The 21,808-nt window shown below is 37.0% G+C and carries 23 protein-coding genes; 12 read left to right on the forward strand and 11 right to left on the reverse strand.

Features of this window, described 5'->3' with window-relative positions; translation table 11 throughout:
- Positions 1 to 6 precede the first annotated feature (6 nt).
- Positions 7 to 2,817 carry an intermembrane phospholipid transport YdbH family protein gene (locus tag B5D82_RS05785; RefSeq protein ID WP_081149903.1) on the reverse strand — a complete coding sequence of 937 codons (2,811 nt, stop codon included), beginning with the start codon at positions 2,815 to 2,817 and terminating at the stop codon, positions 7 to 9.
- 228 nt (positions 2,818 to 3,045) lie between these two features.
- Here B5D82_RS05785 and B5D82_RS05790 point away from each other — a divergent pair, with 228 nt between their 5' ends.
- Both B5D82_RS05790 and B5D82_RS19995 read left to right on the forward strand, forming a co-directional pair.
- Positions 3,046 to 3,723, forward strand: a complete 678-nt coding sequence (locus tag B5D82_RS05790) for an alpha/beta hydrolase (RefSeq protein WP_081149905.1) — start codon at positions 3,046 to 3,048, stop codon at positions 3,721 to 3,723.
- A 52-nt stretch (positions 3,724 to 3,775) separates the two neighbouring features.
- Positions 3,776 to 3,946 (forward strand): hypothetical protein, encoded by a 171-nt coding sequence (locus B5D82_RS19995; protein ID WP_172820623.1) that lies wholly within the window; start codon positions 3,776 to 3,778, stop codon positions 3,944 to 3,946.
- A gap of 194 nt (positions 3,947 to 4,140) precedes the next feature.
- On the opposite strand, the gene B5D82_RS05795 is transcribed toward B5D82_RS19995, so the two are convergent.
- Both B5D82_RS05795 and B5D82_RS05800 read right to left on the reverse strand, forming a co-directional pair.
- The gene (locus tag B5D82_RS05795; protein WP_081149906.1) at positions 4,141 to 4,734 is read right to left on the reverse strand and encodes a DUF938 domain-containing protein; all 594 of its coding nucleotides are present in this window, start codon (positions 4,732 to 4,734) and stop codon (positions 4,141 to 4,143) included.
- 67 nt (positions 4,735 to 4,801) lie between these two features.
- Positions 4,802 to 5,929, reverse strand: coding sequence for a GNAT family N-acetyltransferase (locus tag B5D82_RS05800; protein ID WP_081149908.1), 1,128 nt, complete (start codon positions 5,927 to 5,929; stop codon positions 4,802 to 4,804).
- A 138-nt stretch (positions 5,930 to 6,067) separates the two neighbouring features.
- On the opposite strand from B5D82_RS05800, the gene B5D82_RS05805 reads away from it, so the two are divergent.
- From B5D82_RS05805 to B5D82_RS05835, 7 genes are all read left to right on the forward strand, one after another.
- Positions 6,068 to 6,694 carry an SOS response-associated peptidase gene (locus tag B5D82_RS05805; protein WP_081149910.1) on the forward strand — a complete coding sequence of 209 codons (627 nt, stop codon included), beginning with the start codon at positions 6,068 to 6,070 and terminating at the stop codon, positions 6,692 to 6,694.
- A gap of 60 nt (positions 6,695 to 6,754) precedes the next feature.
- Positions 6,755 to 7,111: a DUF2750 domain-containing protein gene (locus B5D82_RS05810; protein WP_081149911.1), complete on the forward strand. Its 357-nt coding sequence runs from the start codon at positions 6,755 to 6,757 to the stop codon at positions 7,109 to 7,111.
- A gap of 160 nt (positions 7,112 to 7,271) precedes the next feature.
- Complete coding sequence (locus B5D82_RS05815) at positions 7,272 to 7,874, forward strand: HvfX family Cu-binding RiPP maturation protein (RefSeq protein WP_081149913.1); 603 nt, start codon at positions 7,272 to 7,274, stop codon at positions 7,872 to 7,874.
- 395 nt (positions 7,875 to 8,269) lie between these two features.
- Positions 8,270 to 9,694, forward strand: a complete 1,425-nt coding sequence (locus tag B5D82_RS05820; RefSeq protein WP_172820624.1) for a COG3014 family protein — start codon at positions 8,270 to 8,272, stop codon at positions 9,692 to 9,694.
- Positions 9,695 to 9,729: 35 nt separating this feature from the next.
- The gene (locus B5D82_RS05825; protein ID WP_081149915.1) at positions 9,730 to 10,206 is read left to right on the forward strand and encodes a YcfL family putative periplasmic lipoprotein; all 477 of its coding nucleotides are present in this window, start codon (positions 9,730 to 9,732) and stop codon (positions 10,204 to 10,206) included.
- 18 nt (positions 10,207 to 10,224) lie between these two features.
- A complete protein-coding gene (gene lpoB, locus B5D82_RS05830; protein ID WP_081149916.1) occupies positions 10,225 to 10,827 on the forward strand; it encodes a penicillin-binding protein activator LpoB in 603 nt (200 codons plus the stop codon).
- A gap of 118 nt (positions 10,828 to 10,945) precedes the next feature.
- Positions 10,946 to 11,413, forward strand: a complete 468-nt coding sequence (locus tag B5D82_RS05835; protein WP_081149918.1) for an outer membrane lipoprotein — start codon at positions 10,946 to 10,948, stop codon at positions 11,411 to 11,413.
- Between the two features lie 66 nt (positions 11,414 to 11,479).
- Here B5D82_RS05835 and B5D82_RS05840 read toward each other — a convergent pair whose 3' ends face one another.
- The 3 genes from B5D82_RS05840 to B5D82_RS05850 all read right to left on the reverse strand — a co-directional run bounded on the left by B5D82_RS05840 (position 11,480) and on the right by B5D82_RS05850 (position 13,728).
- Positions 11,480 to 11,782: a hypothetical protein gene (locus tag B5D82_RS05840; protein WP_081149919.1), complete on the reverse strand. Its 303-nt coding sequence runs from the start codon at positions 11,780 to 11,782 to the stop codon at positions 11,480 to 11,482.
- 98 nt (positions 11,783 to 11,880) lie between these two features.
- Positions 11,881 to 12,480 carry an RDD family protein gene (locus B5D82_RS05845; protein ID WP_081149921.1) on the reverse strand — a complete coding sequence of 200 codons (600 nt, stop codon included), beginning with the start codon at positions 12,478 to 12,480 and terminating at the stop codon, positions 11,881 to 11,883.
- Between the two features lie 165 nt (positions 12,481 to 12,645).
- Positions 12,646 to 13,728: an endonuclease/exonuclease/phosphatase family protein gene (locus B5D82_RS05850; RefSeq protein WP_081149923.1), complete on the reverse strand. Its 1,083-nt coding sequence runs from the start codon at positions 13,726 to 13,728 to the stop codon at positions 12,646 to 12,648.
- A 265-nt stretch (positions 13,729 to 13,993) separates the two neighbouring features.
- Here B5D82_RS05850 and B5D82_RS05855 point away from each other — a divergent pair, with 265 nt between their 5' ends.
- Positions 13,994 to 14,173: a DUF6435 family protein gene (locus B5D82_RS05855; protein WP_081149924.1), complete on the forward strand. Its 180-nt coding sequence runs from the start codon at positions 13,994 to 13,996 to the stop codon at positions 14,171 to 14,173.
- Positions 14,174 to 14,317: 144 nt separating this feature from the next.
- Here B5D82_RS05855 and B5D82_RS05860 read toward each other — a convergent pair whose 3' ends face one another.
- The 3 genes from B5D82_RS05860 to B5D82_RS05870 all read right to left on the reverse strand — a co-directional run bounded on the left by B5D82_RS05860 (position 14,318) and on the right by B5D82_RS05870 (position 17,945).
- Positions 14,318 to 15,199: a mechanosensitive ion channel family protein gene (locus tag B5D82_RS05860; protein ID WP_081149926.1), complete on the reverse strand. Its 882-nt coding sequence runs from the start codon at positions 15,197 to 15,199 to the stop codon at positions 14,318 to 14,320.
- 113 nt (positions 15,200 to 15,312) lie between these two features.
- The gene (locus tag B5D82_RS05865) at positions 15,313 to 15,492 is read right to left on the reverse strand and encodes a DUF6435 family protein (protein WP_081149928.1); all 180 of its coding nucleotides are present in this window, start codon (positions 15,490 to 15,492) and stop codon (positions 15,313 to 15,315) included.
- Between the two features lie 365 nt (positions 15,493 to 15,857).
- Positions 15,858 to 17,945, reverse strand: a complete 2,088-nt coding sequence (locus B5D82_RS05870; protein WP_245807563.1) for an alpha/beta hydrolase family protein — start codon at positions 17,943 to 17,945, stop codon at positions 15,858 to 15,860.
- Between the two features lie 333 nt (positions 17,946 to 18,278).
- On the opposite strand from B5D82_RS05870, the gene B5D82_RS05875 reads away from it, so the two are divergent.
- Both B5D82_RS05875 and B5D82_RS05880 read left to right on the forward strand, forming a co-directional pair.
- Positions 18,279 to 18,902: a 3'-5' exonuclease gene (locus B5D82_RS05875; protein WP_081149929.1), complete on the forward strand. Its 624-nt coding sequence runs from the start codon at positions 18,279 to 18,281 to the stop codon at positions 18,900 to 18,902.
- Positions 18,903 to 19,507: 605 nt separating this feature from the next.
- A complete protein-coding gene (locus tag B5D82_RS05880) occupies positions 19,508 to 20,551 on the forward strand; it encodes a zinc-binding dehydrogenase (RefSeq protein ID WP_157673847.1) in 1,044 nt (347 codons plus the stop codon).
- Here the strand turns inward: B5D82_RS05880 and B5D82_RS05885 are convergent.
- Positions 20,548 to 21,276 (reverse strand): substrate-binding periplasmic protein, encoded by a 729-nt coding sequence (locus B5D82_RS05885; RefSeq protein WP_081149932.1) that lies wholly within the window; start codon positions 21,274 to 21,276, stop codon positions 20,548 to 20,550. The two genes, B5D82_RS05880 and B5D82_RS05885, sit on opposite strands and share 4 nt — an antisense overlap.
- 52 nt (positions 21,277 to 21,328) lie before the next feature.
- A complete protein-coding gene (gene ybaK, locus B5D82_RS05890; protein WP_081149934.1) occupies positions 21,329 to 21,799 on the reverse strand; it encodes a Cys-tRNA(Pro) deacylase in 471 nt (156 codons plus the stop codon).
- Positions 21,800 to 21,808: the final 9 nt, after the last annotated feature.

Below are 21,808 nucleotides of genomic sequence, written 5' to 3' on the forward strand. Positions count from 1 at the left end.
TACTCCTTAATGTTTTTGTAAACCTTTGATAATACGTTCTTCAAATTGCTCGGTAATTGACATTGATTCAAGCAAGCCTAATAAGTCATAGCTTAAGTTTAAGTTAAGATTTACATCGTTGTCGATGTCTGGGTTTCGGCCTTTGATTACCGTCTGCAATAACATATAGCCGTCGTCTGCCATTGAAACATCAGAGGACAGTTGATGATAGTGTAAGTTTTGCAGTGCATCAAACGCTAACTTTAGTTGTGTGTTACTGGCTTTAAGCTTATCTACCGCGGGGTTATTTATCACTTGAATTAGGCCGTTACTAACATTATGTAATTCGCCTTTTTCCATAGTATATTTTTCACCATCATATCGAATAGGTAACTGCCCTGATATATCACCGGTAACCACAATACCTTGCTTCTTGTCTAACGCCAACACTTGCTCTAAGTCTATACGAGTAAGCTGAACGTCAACTGAATGATCTTGATCTAGCGGCCATTGTATTTTTGGAATGGCGAAGCTGCCACCTAAAATATTACCTTTCAGTTTTGTTGCTGAAAACGTAAAGTCTTTTTGATAACGCCAACGGGTGTTAATTGAAAATTTTGTTATTGGCGTAGGGGTATCGATCAGTGCCACCGTTAGGTTCCCTGATGAGTTTTCTGTTGCATAATTCAACGTACTAAACTCATTATTTGAAAATTGAAAGTTTTGCTGCCAATTTAACTCTTGTATCCAAATATCGTCTATTTCTCCACTCAGTGATGTTATAGCGACGGATAATGCTAAGGGAGTATTCTGAATATTTTTAAAATCAGTGACTTGGCCTTTTATACTGTAACTTAGCTTACCGTCAACTAAATCAACTTTTTTGGGTAATTTAATATTTAACGAGAGCAGTTCAGTGAGTTGTAAACTATTAGCTGTTAAGGCGAAATGGGGTTTATCTATTGCTCCTGATATCGCTAAGTTTCCAAGCAGAAGATTATCGGCAGTGGCAGTGGCATTCAATTTAATATCATCTAAATTACCCGTAACGCCAGTATTTATAGCCAATGTTTTGATTTCAATAACCTTGCCAGCACGTAACTTTTGAGCCTGACTATTTAGATTTAAATTCAAGGTAATGCTTGGCTTTTCTTTTATTTGAGCCATATTTTTAACTTGCATACGACTTTGTATTTCTACATTACCTTGTATTTGCGTTGAAAACTTTTTAATCGATAATAGCTTTTTATCAGCTGTTTTTTGTTTTGATAATATTGCGATAGAGTTGCTAGTCAAAGATGAGTTTTCAAAAAAGCTTATAGTTGTTTTTTCGTGGTTTTGGCTTATGGAGCCTTGTAGTTTTATTTCTATAGGGGAGTGAGTAAAGTTATCCATTGCTGATAATTTCAATGGGCTATCAAGCTGAAAGTCTAACTCAGCAAGCTGCTCGGGGATGTTTTGTGCATTTACTTTCACTGTTTTTAATTCTAGCAGAGTAGTACTGACGTTGTTCTCGTTTTGGTGAGTACTTTCAGCATTAATAATTTCAGTGTTACGGCTGTCAGTGATAGTACTTTCAATCTGCGAAGGCAGATGATTTTCGTCAATAGTAAGATCGGAACTTAGATAATGACTCAGGTCTAATGCGATATTATTTAAGTCCAGTTGATGCACTAGCAGATCGATTTTTGCCTTTAAGCTTAGGGCTGATAAAGAAATTTTCTGGTTGTTCAGGTTATAAGTTAACTGGCCTTTTGGGCTGAATGTTAATTGATCAACTGGGTTGTCTGTTAGTAGCTTAATAATATCAGCAGAAATAGCGTTCTGGCTTAAATAGTCAATCAAATATTGATGACTAAATTGTAGCTGTAAAATGTTATCTTTTTGAAACTCAAGATCAATACTGTTAATTGCTTGGTTATCTGCTGATTTTTCATCTGGCGCGAGATTAACTTGGCTGTGCAGATTAAGCGCCCCAGTCAGCGTAAATGGACCACTGCCTTCAATACTTTTAGTCGTTTCGATTAATAAATCTTTCAATTGGCTAGCTAAAGTTAATTGACCTGCTTGATAATTTACTACGCTTTGAAAATTGCCGCTGGCTGCAACCGTTTCTAAAATTTCTAGTATTGCTGGCGATACAGGGAGTTTATGAGTGAATAAAAAGCGCTTTAAAGGTTTTAACTGGCCAGAAAACTCAGCTGACAATTGATGCTCTGTTGGTTTTTTAGCAGAAAAGTTAGCGGTAAGAAAGCTAGTACCTTGGAGATTATTTAATGAAAACGCTACCGTATTTTGTACTACTGAAAATTGGCCAGAATAGCTCGTTGTTTTTGTTGTATTGTTAGCCGTTATTTTTTTGCTACTTTCAAGTGAGAAAGGCGAATAGCGTACATCTGCAACATTCATGTTAAAAGGTAAATTCACTTGTGAAAGTTGCGTTAAATAATGGTCGAGTTGCTGTGCTAACGTTCCATCTTTACTGTCTTGTGGGCTGGTGTTGAGTTCTGTGAATAGCTCAGCTGTTCCTTTTACTATTGCAGTTGTAATATCAATACGTTTAATTTTTTGCTTAGCAGCTAAGTCTAACGTTATGGTCATAGCTTCAATGTTAATATCTGCTTGCGGGGTTTGCAGGCATAAGCGACTAACTTCAATTTTCAAATCAAAGGTAATGTTAAAGTCTAAACAGCTTATTTTAGCTTGATACAGCGCAAGCTGTTCTTCACTAATATCCTTTACAAGAGCAACGCGGGCAAGATAAAGCCAAAAGATGGCAATTAATATTGTACTTAGCAGTATGGCAACAGTAAGTAAGCTTTTTTTTGCGAATGTCATTGGCTTGTTTTCATTCCTTCATCCATGGTTAATGCCGTTTTTAATCCGTTTAAGATAAGCTACGTTATTGTTGTACCATAATATCAATCAAAATCGTTGATTTAAATACACTGCTAGAAATAGCACAAGACAAGAATATAATTTCTCCTGCATGAGTATATTTTAATTAATCAGTAGAAGCGGTATGATATCGGCATTTTTTACTGTAACCATTATAAAGAGAGAAGCATGTCTGCTGCCCCATTAGAACGAATTACTATCGAACCTACATCATCTGCCACCGCCTGTGTTATTTGGTTACATGGCTTAGGAGACTCTGGCGCAGGATTTTCACCCATAGTGCCAGAATTAGGTTTACCTAAAAACCATAGCGTACGTTTTATATTTCCTCATGCACCTGAGCAACCTGTAACGATTAACCAAGGATATGTTATGCGTTCATGGTATGACATTAAAAGTATGGATTTGCATAATCGTGCTGATATGGATGGTGTGCTTGAATCTGAAGTTAAAGTGCGAGCATTAATTTCTGAGCAAATTTCAGCAGGCATTCCAGCTAGCAATATAATTTTAGCTGGCTTTAGCCAAGGTGGTGTTGTGGGTATGTTTACGGGGTTACGATTCCCTGAAAAGCTTGCGGGTATTATGGCGTTGTCGTGTTACTTACCTAATGCTGATGCACTTCCTGAGCAACTTAGTGCGGCTAACAGCGACACTCATATTTTACAACTTCATGGTGATAATGACGATGTAGTGCAATTAAGTGCCGGTAAAATGGCTAATAAATTACTTAATGAGAAAGGTTATCCGGTTACATGGAAAACTTATCCTATGGCGCACAGTGTACATCCAACTGAAATTCGAGACATTGCTGCGTGGTTGGTTGCACGTTTAAACCTTGCATAACACTGACTTTGTTTAATACCGAAAAGATAGAAAAATAGTATAGGAAAAATAAATGCCAGAAGTTAACGTGAAACTCGTTTTTGAAAAAGAAAACAAAAATAGCATCCGTTTTAAAGAAGTCCCTGAACCCGGAAAAGCAGAGGCTGTGGGTAGCATATATTTACAGAAGTGGCTTGCGGGTGATGCTAAGTCGATTGAGATTTCAGTAAAAGTGCCGGATTAGTCGTTTTTAGTCAATCGATTTAAGTCTGTCTGTGCCGTCTGTGCCGTCTGTGCCTGTCTGTACATAGTTAACTCAATTGTTATCTGATATAACACGGCTTAGTTATCAAATATGACAATGCGCTAGTTTTACTATTAGCGCATTTTGCTTTTCTGCAGTGAGATTTTTGTCAATATAATATCCATTGGTAGGACTTAATCTATCTTTCTAAATTCCAGTAAACGATTATTGGCAGGCATTTCGTGATCGTGTTCCAGAGTTAACCCCGCCTTTTCAGCTAATGCTATTATGGCTTCAATATCGCGAATCGCACTTTGGCTATCACGCTCTTTAAGCCATATATCAAAACCGGCATTACTTTCACTGCTGTATTTACCTTGATAATTAAAGGGTCCATAAATACACAGTTTTCCTTGTTGGTTTAAATGTTGTGATACGCCACTAAAAAAGGCTTGTACTAATGGCCAGCTAACAATGTGTAAGGTATTGGCAGTGTAAATAGCGTCAACTTTTTCAATTGGCCATGGGTGGTTAAGATCAAGCTCAATCGGATATAGTAAGTTCCCCGCAGGATATTCCTGCAACCATTGGCTGATGCCTTGATGATTTAAAAGCATATCACTGGTTTGCCAACTTAACCACGTCATGTGTGGCGCAAAAAATACCGCGTGTTGCCCCGTGCCCGAGCCAACTTCTAAAACGCTTTTACTGTTGCTAAAAGCTTCTGCTAATAAGGCTAGAATAGGTAACTTATTATTTTCACATGCTTGGGAAAATGGTTTATTCATGATTTATTACTCAAGTGTTTACTTTAAATGAAGGCTAAAATTCTTATTCATATTATGCCTGATGTAGTTAACGGTTTTCATCGTTTGAATTAAAAGGTAATAATTGCTGGCACTGGGCTTGATAAGTGCGCATTTGTTGTTGCTCTTGCAAACAAAATGCTTTAATGGCGGGTCTAAAACCTGCATGTTTAATCCAATGATATGAGGTGGTAAGCTTAGGTTCAAACCCGCGTTGTATTTTATGTTCGCCTTGCGTACCGGGATGAAATAAGCACAACTTATTTTCAATACAAAACTCTATACCTTGGTAGTAGCACAATTCAAAATGCAAATTATTGTACGACTTTGTGCAGCCCCAAAAGCGACCATATAAATGTTTATCGTCAAAAAAGTACCAAGCACAGGCGACATCTTCACCATTACAGCTAGCGATGATAAGCAGAATATGTTCGGGTAGTTTTTGTACTATGGATTGAAAAAATTCGAACGATAAATGTGGTGTATGCCCGCGCTTTAAATACGTTAGCTGATAAGTTAAATAGAAAAATGTTAATTCTGCTTCACTGATATCTTTGCCGATTATGCGCCTAACATCGATGTTTTGTTGTGTTATTGAAAGTCGCTCTTTGCGAGTGTTTTTTCTTTTTCTTGCGGTAAAGCGGGAAAGAAAATCTTCAAAATCTCGGTAGTTATAATTAAGCCAATGAAATTGAACTGTGTTGCGTTGATAAACATCTTCAGCTTCATGCTCTGTTGGCGAGCAATATAATAAATGCCAACTATTTAACTGTTGATGTTGGCAATGGTGAGTTAATATTTCAAAAACGTCAGTAAATGCAACATTTTTGGACAGAAGTTTATGACTAGTTACTGGCGTAAATGGCGTGGTAGCGACTAATTTAGGGTAGTAAGGAATATTATGTTGTTGGTACGCATCGGCCCAAGCCCAATCGAAAACATATTCTCCCCATGAATGTGATTTAACGTACATGGGTAATATCGCGTTAATTTCACTGCTATCGTTATTACGTAATTGTAAATGATGAGGTTGCCAACCTTGATCATTAGAAACCGAGCCGCTGCTTTCCAAACTCTGAAAAAATTGATAATTGGAAAATACCGAAGGATCACAGTTTAAGCGCTGCCAGTCATGTTCAGTAATATCTGAAATACTCTTTACAATCTCAATTTTCAATGATTATTCTGTTACTTATATATGATTAACTGCAGCTTAACAGAAGGTTAAATTAATAGGTATACCTGCTCCACTTCATTATGCAGCTTTGTTTAGGTTTAATTTTGAAACTTGAAGTTACTATTAAGGGGATATTAGATGATAATATTCATCTATCGCTTAAGTAGCAAAGACCAGGATAAAAGCATGTGTGGCAGACTTAGTATTATTGACTATCCGTTATGTAAAATTGTAAGTGAAACGACAGGTGTTAACTTTAATAGCGAAAGTAATGACAATTTGTGTCCAAGTGAATCCGTATCTACCATTGTGCAGTCACACGAGCAACTCACCCAAGTTAATATGCAATGGGGAATTCAACCGTCTTGGTCGAAACGTTTGCTGATTAATGCCCAAAGTGAAACTGTTGACATTAAGCCTACGTTTGCCCAAGCATTTGCCTCTCATCGGTGTTTAATACCGTGTAGTGGTTGGTATGAATGGCGAAAAGAGGGCAGTAAAAAGCAAAAATATTATTTTAGTCATGCACAAGAACAGCCATTATACATGGCTGGGGTAAGCTATTATGGTGTTAACACCCAACCGCAAGTGGTGATATTAACCACCAAGCCAAACAGCTTATGCGAACAATATCATCATCGTATGCCAGTGTTGATTTTGCCTGAAAATATTAATGTTTGGTTGCAGCCCACAAGTCCAAGCTCCAATTTATCACCATTAATGTCTGCAATTCCTGAGCAACACTTACAAGTAATAACAAATTAATATCCTCTGATTTAATTCAATTGGTATAATATAAAAAACGTTCTTAAGGTAATAAAACAAATGAGCACTGAAACAACATTGAAGTCATTTTTAAATCAAGTTAAAGACACCCAAACTCTTTGGGCGTTACAAGATAAAAACAGCGAAGACTGGGTAGTACTAGATTCAGTAAATTTTGAAAATACGGAAGTCATGCCGCTTTGGTCAACCGAGGCACTTGCTATAAGCCATTGTGTTGAAGAATGGGCTGACTATAAACCCGCTGCTATTAAGATTGCAGATTGGATGGAGTTTTGGGTTGAAGACTTACTAGAAGATGGCGTTATTATCGGCCTCGACTGGCAGGAAAATGAAGCCTGTTTTGAATTAGAACTAGCTGAATTTACTCAAGCATTAGCGGAAGTTGAAACGTTATAATAATGTTGTTCGCTTTAAAGAGATAAGCTTTATTTATAGCTAAATGACTTATTAAACAGCCTTAATGTGTATTTTATCGACAAATTTTGAAATTGCTCAGTCACTTATCGGGTCAAATAAAATAGTTCCCCATAAACAACTAAAGCAAATAGGAATAAACATGGTAAAAGCACTATTGAATAAAGGTTACTGTCTATTAAATTCAACGAGAAAGTTGGATTTTCTTGCCCCGTTACTATTACGTTTATATTTAGTACCTATTTTTTGGATGGCGGGCACGACTAAAATAGACGGTTTTGACAATATAGTGCAATGGTTTGGTAATGATAATTGGGGCTTAGGATTACCGTTTCCGTATATTCTGGCTATTTTAGCCGTTGGTGCTGAGGTTATTGGTGCCATTGCATTATTATTAGGCTTAGGCGTACGTTTAATGGCTGTTCCTTTGATGTTTACCATGTTCATTGCTATGACTTCAGTTCACGGACAATATGGTTGGCAAGCGATTGCAGATGCCAATGCCCCCTTCGCTAATGAGCGAGTAGAGGCGTCGGTTGAGAAAAAAGAAGTAATTATTTCTATTTTGCAGGAGCATGGTAACTACGAATGGCTTACCAGTAGCGGCAACATTACTATTTTAAATAACGGTATTGAATTCGCAGCGACATATTTTATTATGCTATTGGCATTGTTTTTTATCGGCGGCGGGCGCTATGTCAGCCTTGATTATTGGTTTAAACGCAGTTTTATATCAGTAACTTAGCGCATAAGAAATAGATTAAAACTAGATTAAAAAACAGATTAAAAAACAGATTAAAAAAAGATTAAAAGATAGATATAACCTGAACACTGGAGAATCTTTAAGCTCTTATTAATACTGAACTTTACAAGCGTCAATAGCGTTTATTGGTAACCATTTCATTAAACGCTATTACATGAATAAATAACAATATGTTGTTCCATCAAAAATACGTTATGTCATTTATTGCGCAGTTCGCCGCCAAATATAGTTTTCTTACATTTTTCATTAAAGTAAGTATTGCTACTCGTCTTAAATAAGCTTACTTTTATCAATAGTTAAAAAATCGAAAATTTTTTTATTTATTTATAAAAAGATAATTAAGCGCAGTAAAATTTTTATGGAAATAAATTAACTTAATGTTTAAGTCTTTTTCTAATCGTGTCGTTGTCATCGCAATTATTATCTCCGTGCTATCTGGTTGCGCAACCTTTCAACTTTCTGATCTCTTTCAAGGTTACAATAGCCAAATGCAACCGGTGAAATTGGCACAGCGACAAGGCGACTTTCTTAAAGCGCAAAACCTGCTGGGTGAACGTGACCAAAGCAATAATACTTATGTATTAAGCTTGCTAGAAAGAGGGCGCTTACAGTTTTTAGCCGCTGATTGGCCAACTAGCCAAAAAACCTTTGCTCAAGCCTATGTTCAAGTTGAAGAGCAACGTAACAAAGCGAAAATTCAAATCAGTAAAGGTATCGAAAAGTTAGGTGCTGTGGTCAGTAATGATAATGCGACGTCTTATGAAGTACCTTATTATGAACAAAGCATGCTTCATAGTTATCAAGCGTTAAATTATCTATTTCAGAATGACTTATCCGGTGCGTTAGTTGAGATACGTCGTGCGAATTTAGTTCAAGAGGCCGCACTTAAAGCTTATAAGGATGAAATATATAAAGCACAAAATGAGCTTCATAACTCGGGCATGAGTACCGATAGTTTGCAAGGTGGCTACCCAAGTATGGATAGTGCCATTGGCAAAGTGAAAAATGGCTTTCAAAATGCTTTTACCTTTTATCTTTCTGGTGTTTTATATGAAGCCAGTGGCGAATTAAATGATGCTTACATCGATTTTAAGCGAGCGATCGAAATATACCCAGAAAATCATTATTTGCAACAAGATGTTTTACGGCTGGCAAGCAAGTTAGGTATGCAAGATGATTTAGTCAGTTTCCAACAACGCTTTGGTAAATATCAAGCTCGAGAATCTAAAGGTAAAGGGCAAGTGGTTGTGCTTGTCGAGCGAGGTATTGTTAACAGTAAGCAAGATATTGGTTTAAACCTGCCAGTAGGTCGAAGCAATAACGGGTTTAAATTTTTCAGTTTTTCTTTACCTGTTTATGAAGGAGCTTTGCCACAGCATAATAAGCTTATCTTTAACAGTGCGGGTGAAAGTTATCAATCGAATGAAATTGTGCGAATTCAATCGTTAGCGGCGAAAGATTTAAAAGATCAACTACCGATACTTCTCACCAGGCAAGTAGTGCGAGTTGTTGCCAAAGAGCAAGTACGACAAAAGCTTAGCCGAGAAGCCGGTGATGTCGGTAATATTTTAGCCAGTATTTATAATATTGCTTCTGAAAAGGCTGATACTCGCAGTTGGTCTACATTACCAGATCAAGTTGATATAGTGCGTATGGATGTACCGGTAGGTAAGCAAATATTGCAAGTGCAGGTTAATGGACAACAAAAAAATATTGAAGTAGATGTACTACCCAATAGAATTACCTTGATTAATTTTTCAGTTATCGGTAGCTATACTGGTCATCAAGCGATTAACCTATAAAATAATGTTAAATGAATAATGAATCAGGAGGAAATATGTTAAATAGCAAAAACACGCTCAATACTCGTCAAAAAATCATTGGCAGTGTAGCGGTAATATTAGTCAGTGCTATTGTTACTGCTGGGTGCGCAAATAAAAAGCCTCCTGTAACCTCAGGCACAGGCACTAGTGCGATGACGCAAGGCGATGACTTTAGTAAACACCTTGAAGTTCATAACAAAGCTTTAGCGAAGCGATTATTTATTAGTGATGTTAAATCACGTAAAAGTAATGACTTACTGGAAATAAATTTAACCTTGACCAGTCGTTATGATAAATCGCAAAAATTACAATATCATTTTAATTGGTTTGACGAAGCTGGCTTTGTTATTGAAGCCGGAAAAACACCTTGGGTTCCTTTAGAATTACACGGTAAACAATCAACAACTTTACGAGGATTAGCGCCGAACATTAATGTCAGCACTTTTAGTGTTTATGTCCGCGAAATCCCTGAAAAAGCATACAAATATTAATTGTTAAGGAAAAGCATTATGAATAAATTAGCACTGGTAACAACACTCGGCTTAACCCTAGTAATTGCAGCGGGTTGTGCTAATAAATCAGTGGTTCGCTATGGTGATGCCACCGCGGTAGAAACGACTGATATTAACTTTGGCTCAACCGATTTACAAAAAGTTGCCGCCCAAATGACCGACTCGTTATTATTATCACCCGTTGTTGGCACATTAACGCAAAACACGCGTCCAGTAATGTTTGTGGAACGTTTAAAAAATAAAACCAGTGAGCATATTGATACTGAGTCAATAACTGACTCAATTTCTACTAAGCTTTTGCGTTCAGGCAAGTTCCGCTTTGTTGATATGGGCAGAGTAGAAGCAGCACGTGAACAACTTAAATTTCAACATGACGGTGGTATGGTTGACGCAAGTAAAGCGACTCAGTTTGGCCGCCAAATCGGCGCGCAATATATGTTATACGGTAACTTATCGAGTATCGTAAAAAGTAACCAAGATAAGTCAGACGTTTATTACAAGTTTACCCTGCGTTTAATGGATCTTGAAAGTGGTTTAGTTGAGTGGGCAGATGAAACTGAAATTCGTAAAACTAAAGCAAAAGAATCAGTAGGTTGGTAAGTTTAAAGCTAGATAGATAATTGATATTTCCGTTGAAAATTAGTTAGCTACTTCTACAAAATATTTATTTTTAAGTCGCTGACTAAGGATGTTGTTTATCAAATAAAAGGTGGGCAAAATGAAGACAATCTATATAACGTTAATTTGTTGGTTGGCACTAATCCCCTTTGCAAATGCTGAATATGAGCGAAATAAAGCTGTGCCAGTTGAAAAAGTGCTGTTTGGTCAAGTAATGTCAGTACGTAATATTACTGAACAGGAGCTGATACAAGATAAAAATGCTGGCTGGAAAACCTTTGGCGGTGCGCTGATTGGTGGCGCGATAGGCAATCAATTTGGTAGCGGCAGTGGCCGAGGTGTCGCCACGGTATTAGGCGCAATTATTGGTGGTTCAATAGCCCATGATAGAAACCCTAAATATCATGAAAAAACGTTATTGCTAGTTGAGCTAATGATTAAAGTTGAAAATGGTGATGAATATATGGTGATACAAGACTTAGATCACCGTATGCTATTTCAACAAAAAGATGATATTCGTATGATTTATCTCGCCAATGGTACTGTGCGTATTGATAAGCAAATGTGATTTTTTCTTTCAAAATTCAAAAATGGCTGAGTAGTGATACTAAGCCATTATTTTATTAATTTTGATTCATTTTGCCAATCTTTGTTCTGTTAGGCTTAATCGTTTTTGCGAACTATACACATGCTGTTTTTCATGACCTTTGATCAGAAACGCTTCCATTTCCACAGAGATTAACGCTGATTTGGGAAAAACTTCTAGAATACCGAGTTCACCAAGCTTCGCAGAGAGAAGTGCGGTTTTACCATTAGCGAGAAAACTAGTGTCTTGATCTCTACAATCACCGTCGATATAAAGTTTTGTACCACGTGACCATGAATTTACAATTTTAACTTTATGATCTTTTACTGTAAATTCGAATTCTTTTCTCATATTGAAACTCCGTTTAAAAAAATAGTGAAACGCCTAAAATAGACCCAACAAGCCAGTGATGCGATAACCTTTGCTTTTTATTCATTAGCAAAGGTTTGTTATGTATCGGTATAGCTAACTTTTGTTTTGGCTACATAGTCGTGTAAGCAACGTCTTTGCTTACCAAAAATAAATAATGGGTTTACGATACCTGAAATAAATTGGCCTACCGATGGTACAAACCCAATTAATTGCATTGGCAGCATGCGTTTGAGATAAATAGTCGATAAAGTCGCTTTGCTACCATCTAAGTTCTCAATTCGAATAGACATATAATGTTTGCCTATGGTTTGTCCATAATAATACAAAAGGTAACCATGAAAAATTAAGGTAGTTAGTAGGCCATAGAAAAACACAGCGCCAATGAAAGTTATGGTTGGTTCAGTGAATGCATCAAGTCCAACAAAATAAAATATAGGGATTAATGAGATAACAGCAATAGCTAAGTCAATCAATGAAGCAACCAACCGATCAAATTTTGATGCTTTATCTCCTGCTTGTTTTGTTTTATTAATTTCTTCAGGACATTCAGTTTCTTTCTGACGAATTATGTCATCTATTTCTTTTGCTCTTTGAGGATATAAATCTCGATCAATAGACTCAGCGCAAGTATAAAGTTCGTCTAGAGAATACGAAGAAAAGTTAATTTTAGCATCCATGTTTTTTAGCACTCCTTGTTGTATAACATCATATTCGCAAACGAATAAGAAACTCCTATTTACATAGTTATCTTTTAATTTAGAACAAGCTTCTGATATTTCAAGTTTTAATTTATAAAGCTGAAATTATTTTATAAAAAGAGTATAAATTTTAATTGCTTAATCCTATTCAGCAGGCGTTGGTACATCATTTTTACTGACTTGTTTTTGATTTGTGATCTCTTCAGACCATTTTTCTTCTTCTGCTTCGGCTTTTATACCTTCTTGGTCACTGCCGTGTGGGAAAGTAAATACTAGTCTAGTTAGCAAAGGGAAATGATCTGAATCAATAGACGGTAAGCGTTGTATATCACGTAGTGTAAAATGCGAGCTGTGAAATAAATGATCTAATGGCCAACGGGCAATTGGGTAATCTACGTGAAAAGTGTTAAAGGCGCCGCGGCCGACACGAGGATCTAACAAACCACTAATTTTACGGAACAATCGAGTGGTTGCAGACCAAGCAACGTCATTAAGATCGCCGGTTACAATCACCGGTTGCTTGCTCTTTGCAACGCTTTTCGCCACCATAATTAATTCTGCATCACGCTCAGCCGATTCAGGGTTTTCTGTTGGACTAGGTGGCGCTGGATGAAGAAAATGGGCACGCACTTTATCGCCGGTTCGTAATGTTAAGCACACATGTATCGACGGCACATCTTGCTCAACTAAGTAACATAATTCTTGCTCGTCTAGCGGCAGCCTTGAATAAACATGCATGCCATAAAGGTTATCGAGCGGGCATTTAATGCTGTAAGGCATATCAGTTTCAATCACTTTAAGCTGGTCTTGCCACCATTGGTCGGACTCAAGAGTCACTAACACGTCAGGCTTATGCTGTTTAACTAAACTGATTAAGGCTTTAGCGTTACGATTAGGGGTGAATACATTCGATGTCAATATACTCAGTTGCTTTTCAGCGGTGTTATCATTTGATGTTGCTACCTCTTTACGCCATAAAAGAGTAAAAGGTAATATCCACCATAATTGCCATATTAAACATGTCGTAGTGGCAAAAATTAATGTCTGTACGACTATTGTTTCTCGATCTAACAATAGCAGTTGGGCAATTAATAACGCAGCGGCAAATATCATAAATTGCAAACGCGGAAAGTCCATACCTCTGATCAGCCAATGTGGGTGTCGCCATAAAGGCAGTAAGGTAAAAATGAGAATGAGCAGTGTGCAAAGGCTGAGTATTTGTAACATATAGACTTTTCTTTAATCGTTAGTTTTATATTATATCAATAGGGCTAAATAATTGTTCAATTTGGATTAATTAATATCTTGCTCGAAGCAATGGGCAAATTAATTGTATATTTTCGCTTTCACCATGACGTATCAATAAAGATACGGCTTTTTATCGACTAAGAATAGCGCTAATTCTTTGTTTATTTAAAAAGTATTATAAATAAAAACCAAAATACCTTTTACATCGTATAATCGTCATTAACTCACCAACTGGTAATTAATTATGTTTTCAATATTTAAGTCAGACCCACTAAAAAAGTTAAATAAGCGCTATGAAGCCAAGCTTGAGCTCGCTATGCATGCCCAAAGAAATGGCGATATTAAAGGCTATGCCATGATTACTGCTGAAGCTGAAAAAATAGCAGTTCAAATAAAAGCGTTAGAAATATCATCTAATAGCTGATTAAATCACAAGGGCTATATTATGCTAAAGTCAGAATTTATCATTAGATTATGTGCTAAAGCAGCTGTAAATAAATGATATTACTTCATCATAAGATTTGTTTATATTAAATTAATATCGTTGATTACATATTACCAAGATTAATTATTCAGATGATTTATCTTGCTGTTTATCCGTGTTAACACTAATGGGTTGATTAAAAGTAAGCGTACGATAAGGGAAAGGTATTTCGATACCCGATTTATCAAGCGCAGATTTTACTGCAGCCACAACTTCATCTCGAGACTCTCGAATGTCTAGGGGCTTAGAGCCTGTCCACCAAGTCACTTCAAAATTTATTGATGAGTCTGCAAACTCGTTGGCAAATATTTGTACGGGTCGAGAATCACTAATAACAGTTTTACAGTCGGTTACAGCTTGTTTTATAACTGCTCTTGCCTCATCTACATTTTCGCCATAGCCTACGCCACAAACAATGGTTGTTCTTCGCTGGTCAAGATCTGTTCGTATCGTGAGTGGGTTCTTAAATAATATACTATTAGGCAGTATTACTAATTCACCATCGGGTTGACGAATATGTGTTTCACGCACGAGTATTGTTTCAACGGTGCCTTCATAACCCTCACAGGCAATAAAGTCATTAATGCGCATTTCTTTACGAATCAAAATGATAATGCCGGCTAAAAAATTTTCAAATATATCTTTAAATGCAAAACCAATAGCAACAGAGCCGATACCTAAACCGGCAAGCATTTTGGTTGGGGTTAGACCTGGGAAAGCGATAATGGCGGCAATCATGATACCAATAATCCAAATTGCTATCGAAGAAAATAGAATCAGTAAATTGATTAAGCTCTTACGTAATTTTGTTTTTTTAAGAATACGTTGTGCTATGTTTTTTGCTAATTTAGCGAAAGCGTAAGTTAACAATATTATGACTAATGCAATCAATAATTGCGGCATAACTTCAATAGCACCTCGGGCAATATCGCGAAGTTGCGCAACCAAAATATTAATAGGTTCCATCTTTAATTCCTTTTAGCTTCATTAGGACTGAGTTATGAAAACATTTAGTGCCTGATATAAAGTCGCTAAATTGTAGCTAGTTTAATTATATTATTTTAGCTTAGAAGTTAACGTTATGCTTTTGTGGGTTTTTCTAATGCTTGTATTTTTTGTCTAATTATAAGTGCTTCTTCAGCGAACATTGAAAAAGCACTTATATCACCGTGTTTTTGCGCACAGATAGCTTTTGCAAGTTTTTCCTCATAACGTTTGTTTAATTTTTTAGTTTCGTGCTTTATAAATAATGAAAACATATAAATATCTCGTGAGTTACTTATAAGTCTACATACGGCTACAAATAGCTTTTGGTTTTCTTTTTATAAATTAAATCATAACTTTCGATCAGTTGAGCTGATCAATAAACCCATTTTAAAATATTATTGGAAGGCTAGACTACTCGATGTAGTTGTCTGTAAGATTAGCTTTTTGCAAGCTGATATATAGTTGAAGTACGAGTAATTCATTGATATTGATGTTTTTTACGGTTTTATTTATGTTTTAATAGCGTTAAAACCAACTGTCGTTTGGCTTGTTCAATGTAAACAGTTGTTATAAATTTTGATGAAATAACGCGATGTGCGGCAGGTTTTACCAAAGGCCGCACATACCTTAAATGCTATTAATCTTGCTTCGCTACTTTGTCCTGCTGATCTGCTTTTGCTACATCATATTTAGCAAACCAGCCCATAATGTTATCGGTTTTAGCAATTAAACGGCTAGGGCGTGACGCAATATAATGCGGTGCGCTGGGCACTCTGATCAGTGCCGTATCAACACCTAACATTTTAAGTGCAGTATAAAACTGCTCAGCCTCCCATGCAGGCGTTCGATAATCTTCTTCCCCCACCATCATCAAAGTTGGAGTTTTAACTTTATCAACATAGCGAATAGGGGAAAACTTTAGGAATGCTTCAGGGTTAGACCAAGGGTCTTCACGTATCCAATGTCGTCTAACATAAGGGGCAATATCACCGGCCAATGCCATTGTCATCCAGTTAATTACCGGTTTTATTGACGCCGCAGCAGCAAACCTTTGGGTTTTAGTTACAATCCAAGCGGTTAAAATTCCGCCGCCAGAGCCACCGGTGACAAATAAACGTTTATCGTCGACATACTGACGAGCCACTATTTCATCCACTACACTCATTAAATCATGGTAATCATTACCAGGGTAAGCGCGATCAATTTCTAGCGCAAAGTCTTCACCATAACCTGTTGAGCCGCGAGGATTAGCCCAAACAGTGACATAACCTTCAGCAGCGTAACGTTGCATTTCGCTAGCAAAGTAAGGACCGTACATAGTGTAAGGACCACCATGTATCTCTAAAATCATAGGAAAGCTACCATCGGCTTTAAAATCAGGTGGAAAAGCCACCCAAGCTTCAATTTCTTTACCATCATGACTGGATTTAACTTTGATCTCTTCAACTGTTGCCATCTCAAGATAAGGCAGTAAATCATCATTCAGTTTGGTTAAAATCTGTTGTTTCTTACCTTTATAATCGCTCAAGCCAACTTCGGCTGGACGATCAGAAAATCCTGCCATATAGGCAATTTTAGGTTTACTTTGGTTACTGATGGAGAAACTACCATTGGCATAGGGGCGGCCGATAGAACCACCACCAATTCCAGTCAATATTTTTGAAATATTATCTTTTAAGTCAGTACGATACAGGCTAATTACGCCGTGATCCTCAGATGAAAAATACAATGATTTACTTGTCGAATGCCATTTTATTTGTCCAATGCTACCAGAGAAGTCAGCGGCTATTTCTCGAGCATTAGTGCCATCTGCGTTCATGATATATAAATTACTTTGTTGATAGGACAGCACCTTGTCGTCATAACCAATATAGGCGATATATTTGCCATTAGGCGAAACCGTTGCACCAGCATCTGGACCGTCACGCTTAGTTAATGCTGTTATCGACAAATCCTGCAATTCAATGGCATATATCTCGCTTTCAATGAAGTCCATGTCGCGGTCTTCTGCTGAATTACCCGTAACTAGTAGTGTATCTTTGTCTAACCAAGCTGAAGTATTCATATCAGCATCGCCATGAGTTAATTGGCGTACAGAGCCGCCTTCAATCGGTATCGTAAACACTTGCGTGGTACCTTCATCTAAATAGCCTCTTCCATCAAATCGAAATGTAAGATCGTCATATACCTTCATTGCATCATTCCATTGTGCACCTTCGGGCTTATCAACAGCTGGGGCAAAGCTTGGACTTTTACCTTTGACAAACATATTGAAAGCTATGTGTTTGCCATCAGGAGACCAGATGGCGCGTGACGGAGCGCTGGCAAATTGAGCTAAGGCAATATGTCGGTCTGATTGCACATATAACAACCTTAATTCAGGCTTACCGTCAGTTGCGCTAACAAAAACTAATGTTTTTCCATCTGGTGACCATCGAGGAGAATGAGAAGGCGCTTCGCCATCAATTAATGGTAGGTGCGTGCCTTTAGCAATATCGAGCAACCAAATGTGGCTTTGGTCATTATCACTCATTCTGTCCATAGAGTGGCGCACATAAGTAATGTGCTTACCGTCAGGTGAAATCTGAGGGTCGGTGGCATATTCCATATCAAACACTCGCATCGCGGTAAAACGTTTTGATGGAGTGTTGTTGTCAGCCGCTAAACTGCTAGTTAACGTAAATAATGAACATAAAAAAATGAAACCTAGATGACTGTAGCGCATTTTCTATCCCTGTTATTTATTCTTAGTTTAAGGTTTATATGCATTGCATTGACTTGCACAGGTTTGGTAAGGATAGCTTAGAAACAAGCATTTAACCAAACCTAGCAGTGTATACCTCTAGCATGTAAATGTTTTGAAAGATAAGCAGTGCTTTGGCATTGCGACCCGCAGCAGAAAAGCACCCACTTGATAAAATAGCAGGTTGATTTAGTTATTTTAACGTACTAATAAAGCCCCGCTATTCGATGTTAATGTATCTGGTATAAAACTATGAGATAATTTCATTTATTGAATTTTTATGTTCCATACTTATTAATTACTGAGGAAACGTTAGTGTTAGCTAACTCGATAGTCGTACTGGATTTTGAAACAACAGGTTTATCACCTGATCAAGGGGATCGCGCCATTGAAATTGGTGCAGTTAAACTTGAAAACGGCATTGTAACTGACAGATTTCAAGCCTTGATGAATCCAGGGCGACGCATCAATAGTTTTATTGAAAACTATACCGGTATTAGTAATACCATGTTGGCTACAGCACTTCCGTGTGCAGAGGTTATGACCGACTTTGCTGACTTTATAGGCGAAAGCAATTTACTCGCGCACAATGCCTCTTTTGACTCTCGTTTTCTTACGGCTGAGTTTTCAAACTTGGGGCGTCAGGTTTTAGGCGAATTTACTTGTTCATTATTAGTGTCGCGACGTATTTATCAAGATGCACCAAATCATAAGTTAGGCACGTTAATTAATTATAAAAACATCGCCGCCGATGGCAGTTTTCATCGAGCGTTATTTGATGCAGAAATGACCGCTGAATTATGGTTAATTATGTTAAAGGATATTAGCGAGCGCTATGGTTTAGAGAATATACCTTTTAGCTTAATCAAGCGACTGACCAGAACCCCAAAAGCTCAAATAGCTAAACTACTTACAAATTATGCTGCTAAAGTGCTTTAACTGAATAAGTTACACTGAAAATTTATCTATTCTAAACTCAAGTCATAGTTAATTATAAACTGGGATTATTAGTAATATAATACCTCCAATAGATGCTTTATAGCTATAAGCATTAAAGCATCTATAAAACACTTTGATGACGTGAATAAAGCGACAACAACGCTGAAAAAATTTCGCTATAGTGTTAACGGCCGAAAGTTGGAGCTTGATCACGTCATTATTGAACAACCCCTACAAATACGATTGCTGTGGCAAGCACAAGACTGCACTTAACTACAAAGCAAAGTGGATTCATTTGTAAAACGTTGATTGGCGTTTGTGACCATTGCAGGATAAATATTAATAATTTAAACAACTTAATTGATTTTAAAAGCTAAAAAATCAGCATACCCCAGCTGATATAAATAATAATTACTTTAACTTGAGCTTATTATATCCGCAGTAACCATCTAATAATTCATAATATTGGTATTAACACTATCTCCCATTTAAAAAACTGTAGAGTTTGCATGCACGCTAATTGTGTTCATTATATACTTAAGCCATTTGTCAGTTAGCTTTTCTCAGGTATGCTGTTTATATCATGAAAATAAGAGGAGTTAACATTGACAGACAATATGTTCAAAACGGTTAAAGGTTTCGCTTTGGTTCTAAGTGATGAAAATGAGCTAAAACCTTCGCAAAGAATAAAGCGCATTGAAAAAACATTACCTGAGCTTAAGCCTGGGCAAGTATTAGTTAAAATGTTGGCCACACCCGTTAATCCCTCTGATTTAATGTATTTGCTAGGTAAATATGGTCTAGCAGCACAAGATGGTGCCTTTGTTGGCTTTGAAGGTTGTGGCATTGTAGTCGAAGCTAATGCTGGGCTTTACGGCCGGTGGTTAAAGGGCAAGCGCGTAGCTCTATCAGCACAACCCGGTATTGATGGCGTATGGGCTGAATATGCTATTACAAAAATAAATTTTTGTTTACCGGTGCGAAAAGAATTAAGTGATGACCAAGCGGCAACGATTATCGTTAACCCATGTACATCTGTTTGCTTAGTAGAGCGGGCCATAGCTCTTGGCAGTAAAGCCATCGTTATTAATGCAGGGGCAAGTCAAGTAGGTAAGGGGGTTATCCGTTATGCAAAGCTTAAAGGTATTAAAACTATAGCGACTGTTCGTAGTGAAGCGAATGTTGAGGTTTTGCAAGCTTTAGGAGCCGATTGTGTCTTACTAACTTCACATGAAAATTTTGATGAATCATTAAAGCATTGGGCGAAAAAACTCAACGCTAAAGTTTTATTAGATGCTGTTGCAGCTAACGATACCCCTAGAGTTTTAAAAGCGATGCCCAATAGTTCTACAGCCATAGTTTATGGTCGTTTAACTGAAACTCATGATGCGCTTGGTGGTTTATTTAGCGTTGCTGATGTCATATTTCGTGATATCAAAGTAGAAGGTTTTTGGTTGGCAAAATACATTGGTGATGCCTCTGTATTACAGGTATTATCACTAAGTTCTAAAGTGCAAAAACTGTTTGCTCAAGACGTTTTTAAGACAGATATTTATGCCAGCGTGGGCTTTGATGATTTTTCCGAAGCATTAGATCACTACGCGAAACATAAAAGTGATGGTAAAGTGATATTAATGCCTAATAATTAAAAATTATATTTTTCAATGATATTTTGATATTTATTGCTCGCTTTAAAGGTTTTTAAAGCAGAGTTAAATACTTCGACATCTCCACTATTTTTAAATGCTACCTGATACGGACTTAACGGAAAAATATGGTGAATTTGAATATCACTTTGTTTTACCGTTTTACTGAGTTTATTCAAAAAGTGTAAAAATATTTTAGTATCCATTACGATGATATCTACTCGACCTAGCAGCAGCAACTCAACTTGTTTTTCTTGATTGGCGACTTGAATATAAATCGAACTATTAGTAACTGCTGCGGAAAATTCTGCTCCCAATGCTTTGTGGGCTAACTGGAATGCTGCAATAGAATAATCGGCTAATTCCGCAACATTATTGAGTGATATCGCATTTTTTTTCATGGATATAGCCACATTTTCATAGCTAATGTAACTTTTGCTTAGGTACTGACTATTCGGAAATATTTTCTCATTCACTGTCAATACAGCATCAATATCTGGTAATGCGAGCATTTTCTCGGAACGACCATAAGGGATGAAAATAAATTCTGGCTCTTTGCCAATCAAGGTTAATAATTGCTGAATTAACTCTAATTCAAAACCAGTTTGACTTTCTTCAATAACATAAGGAGGTTTTGATAACCCCACCACGACCTTATAGGATTGGTTTGCCATGCTATTTGTCGAAAGTAAGAAGATAAAGATAAACAAAATAATATTTATTGGCATATCAACTCCTAGCTATTAACTCTTAAGGTTACGTAATTAAGCTTAGTATATATTACTCGCTGCTTATATCAGCATAAATAGCTTGCAGCGATAGTACAAGGTTTTCTGGCGGTAACTCTATTTCTAAACCGCGCTTACCACCACTAACAAAAACGGTATTTAACACTTCTGCACTTTTATCTAATACGGTTACTAAGGTTTTTTTTTGCCCTAATGGACTAACCCCGCCTAGTACATAGCCAGTTGAGTTTTGTACTTTATTTGCATCTGCCATTTTAATTTTTTTAGCGAGAAGAACTTTGGCTAACTTCTTTAAACTGAGTTGTTTTATCACCGGGATTATAGCAACCGCTAAATAACGACTATCAACTTCAACAACCAAGGTTTTGAAAACGGTTTCAGCACTGACGTTTAGTTTCTCAGCTGCTTCTAGACCGTATGATTTACAATTAACATCATGCTGATATTGATGTAGCTTATACGCTATAGCTAATTTTTTTAATTGCTTAACACCAGGTGTCATATTGATAAT

The sequence above is a fragment of the Cognaticolwellia beringensis genome (genome assembly GCF_002076895.1).
Classification (GTDB): Bacteria; Pseudomonadota; Gammaproteobacteria; order Enterobacterales; family Alteromonadaceae; genus Cognaticolwellia; species Cognaticolwellia beringensis.

What these genes read in the sequence shown, in the direction of transcription:
- B5D82_RS05860 (WP_081149926.1), bottom strand. Translation starts at nt 15,199, where the DNA reads ATGGAACCTATTAATATTTTGGTTGCGCAACTTCGCGATATTGCCCGA.
- B5D82_RS05785 (WP_081149903.1), bottom strand. Translation starts at nt 2,817, where the DNA reads ATGACATTCGCAAAAAAAAGCTTACTTACTGTTGCCATACTGCTAAGT.
- B5D82_RS05870 (WP_245807563.1), bottom strand. Translation starts at nt 17,945, where the DNA reads ATGCGCTACAGTCATCTAGGTTTCATTTTTTTATGTTCATTATTTACG.
- B5D82_RS05795 (WP_081149906.1), bottom strand. Translation starts at nt 4,734, where the DNA reads ATGAATAAACCATTTTCCCAAGCATGTGAAAATAATAAGTTACCTATT.
- lpoB (WP_081149916.1), top strand. Translation starts at nt 10,225, where the DNA reads ATGAATAAATTAGCACTGGTAACAACACTCGGCTTAACCCTAGTAATT.
- B5D82_RS05820 (WP_172820624.1), top strand. Translation starts at nt 8,270, where the DNA reads ATGTTTAAGTCTTTTTCTAATCGTGTCGTTGTCATCGCAATTATTATC.
- B5D82_RS05835 (WP_081149918.1), top strand. Translation starts at nt 10,946, where the DNA reads ATGAAGACAATCTATATAACGTTAATTTGTTGGTTGGCACTAATCCCC.
- B5D82_RS05840 (WP_081149919.1), bottom strand. Translation starts at nt 11,782, where the DNA reads ATGAGAAAAGAATTCGAATTTACAGTAAAAGATCATAAAGTTAAAATT.
- B5D82_RS05810 (WP_081149911.1), top strand. Translation starts at nt 6,755, where the DNA reads ATGAGCACTGAAACAACATTGAAGTCATTTTTAAATCAAGTTAAAGAC.
- B5D82_RS05865 (WP_081149928.1), bottom strand. Translation starts at nt 15,492, where the DNA reads ATGTTTTCATTATTTATAAAGCACGAAACTAAAAAATTAAACAAACGT.
- B5D82_RS05805 (WP_081149910.1), top strand. Translation starts at nt 6,068, where the DNA reads ATGATAATATTCATCTATCGCTTAAGTAGCAAAGACCAGGATAAAAGC.
- B5D82_RS05825 (WP_081149915.1), top strand. Translation starts at nt 9,730, where the DNA reads ATGTTAAATAGCAAAAACACGCTCAATACTCGTCAAAAAATCATTGGC.
- B5D82_RS05885 (WP_081149932.1), bottom strand. Translation starts at nt 21,276, where the DNA reads ATGCCAATAAATATTATTTTGTTTATCTTTATCTTCTTACTTTCGACA.
- B5D82_RS19995 (WP_172820623.1), top strand. Translation starts at nt 3,776, where the DNA reads ATGCCAGAAGTTAACGTGAAACTCGTTTTTGAAAAAGAAAACAAAAAT.
- B5D82_RS05855 (WP_081149924.1), top strand. Translation starts at nt 13,994, where the DNA reads ATGTTTTCAATATTTAAGTCAGACCCACTAAAAAAGTTAAATAAGCGC.
- B5D82_RS05790 (WP_081149905.1), top strand. Translation starts at nt 3,046, where the DNA reads ATGTCTGCTGCCCCATTAGAACGAATTACTATCGAACCTACATCATCT.
- B5D82_RS05850 (WP_081149923.1), bottom strand. Translation starts at nt 13,728, where the DNA reads ATGTTACAAATACTCAGCCTTTGCACACTGCTCATTCTCATTTTTACC.
- B5D82_RS05845 (WP_081149921.1), bottom strand. Translation starts at nt 12,480, where the DNA reads ATGGATGCTAAAATTAACTTTTCTTCGTATTCTCTAGACGAACTTTAT.
- ybaK (WP_081149934.1), bottom strand. Translation starts at nt 21,799, where the DNA reads ATGACACCTGGTGTTAAGCAATTAAAAAAATTAGCTATAGCGTATAAG.
- B5D82_RS05815 (WP_081149913.1), top strand. Translation starts at nt 7,272, where the DNA reads ATGGTAAAAGCACTATTGAATAAAGGTTACTGTCTATTAAATTCAACG.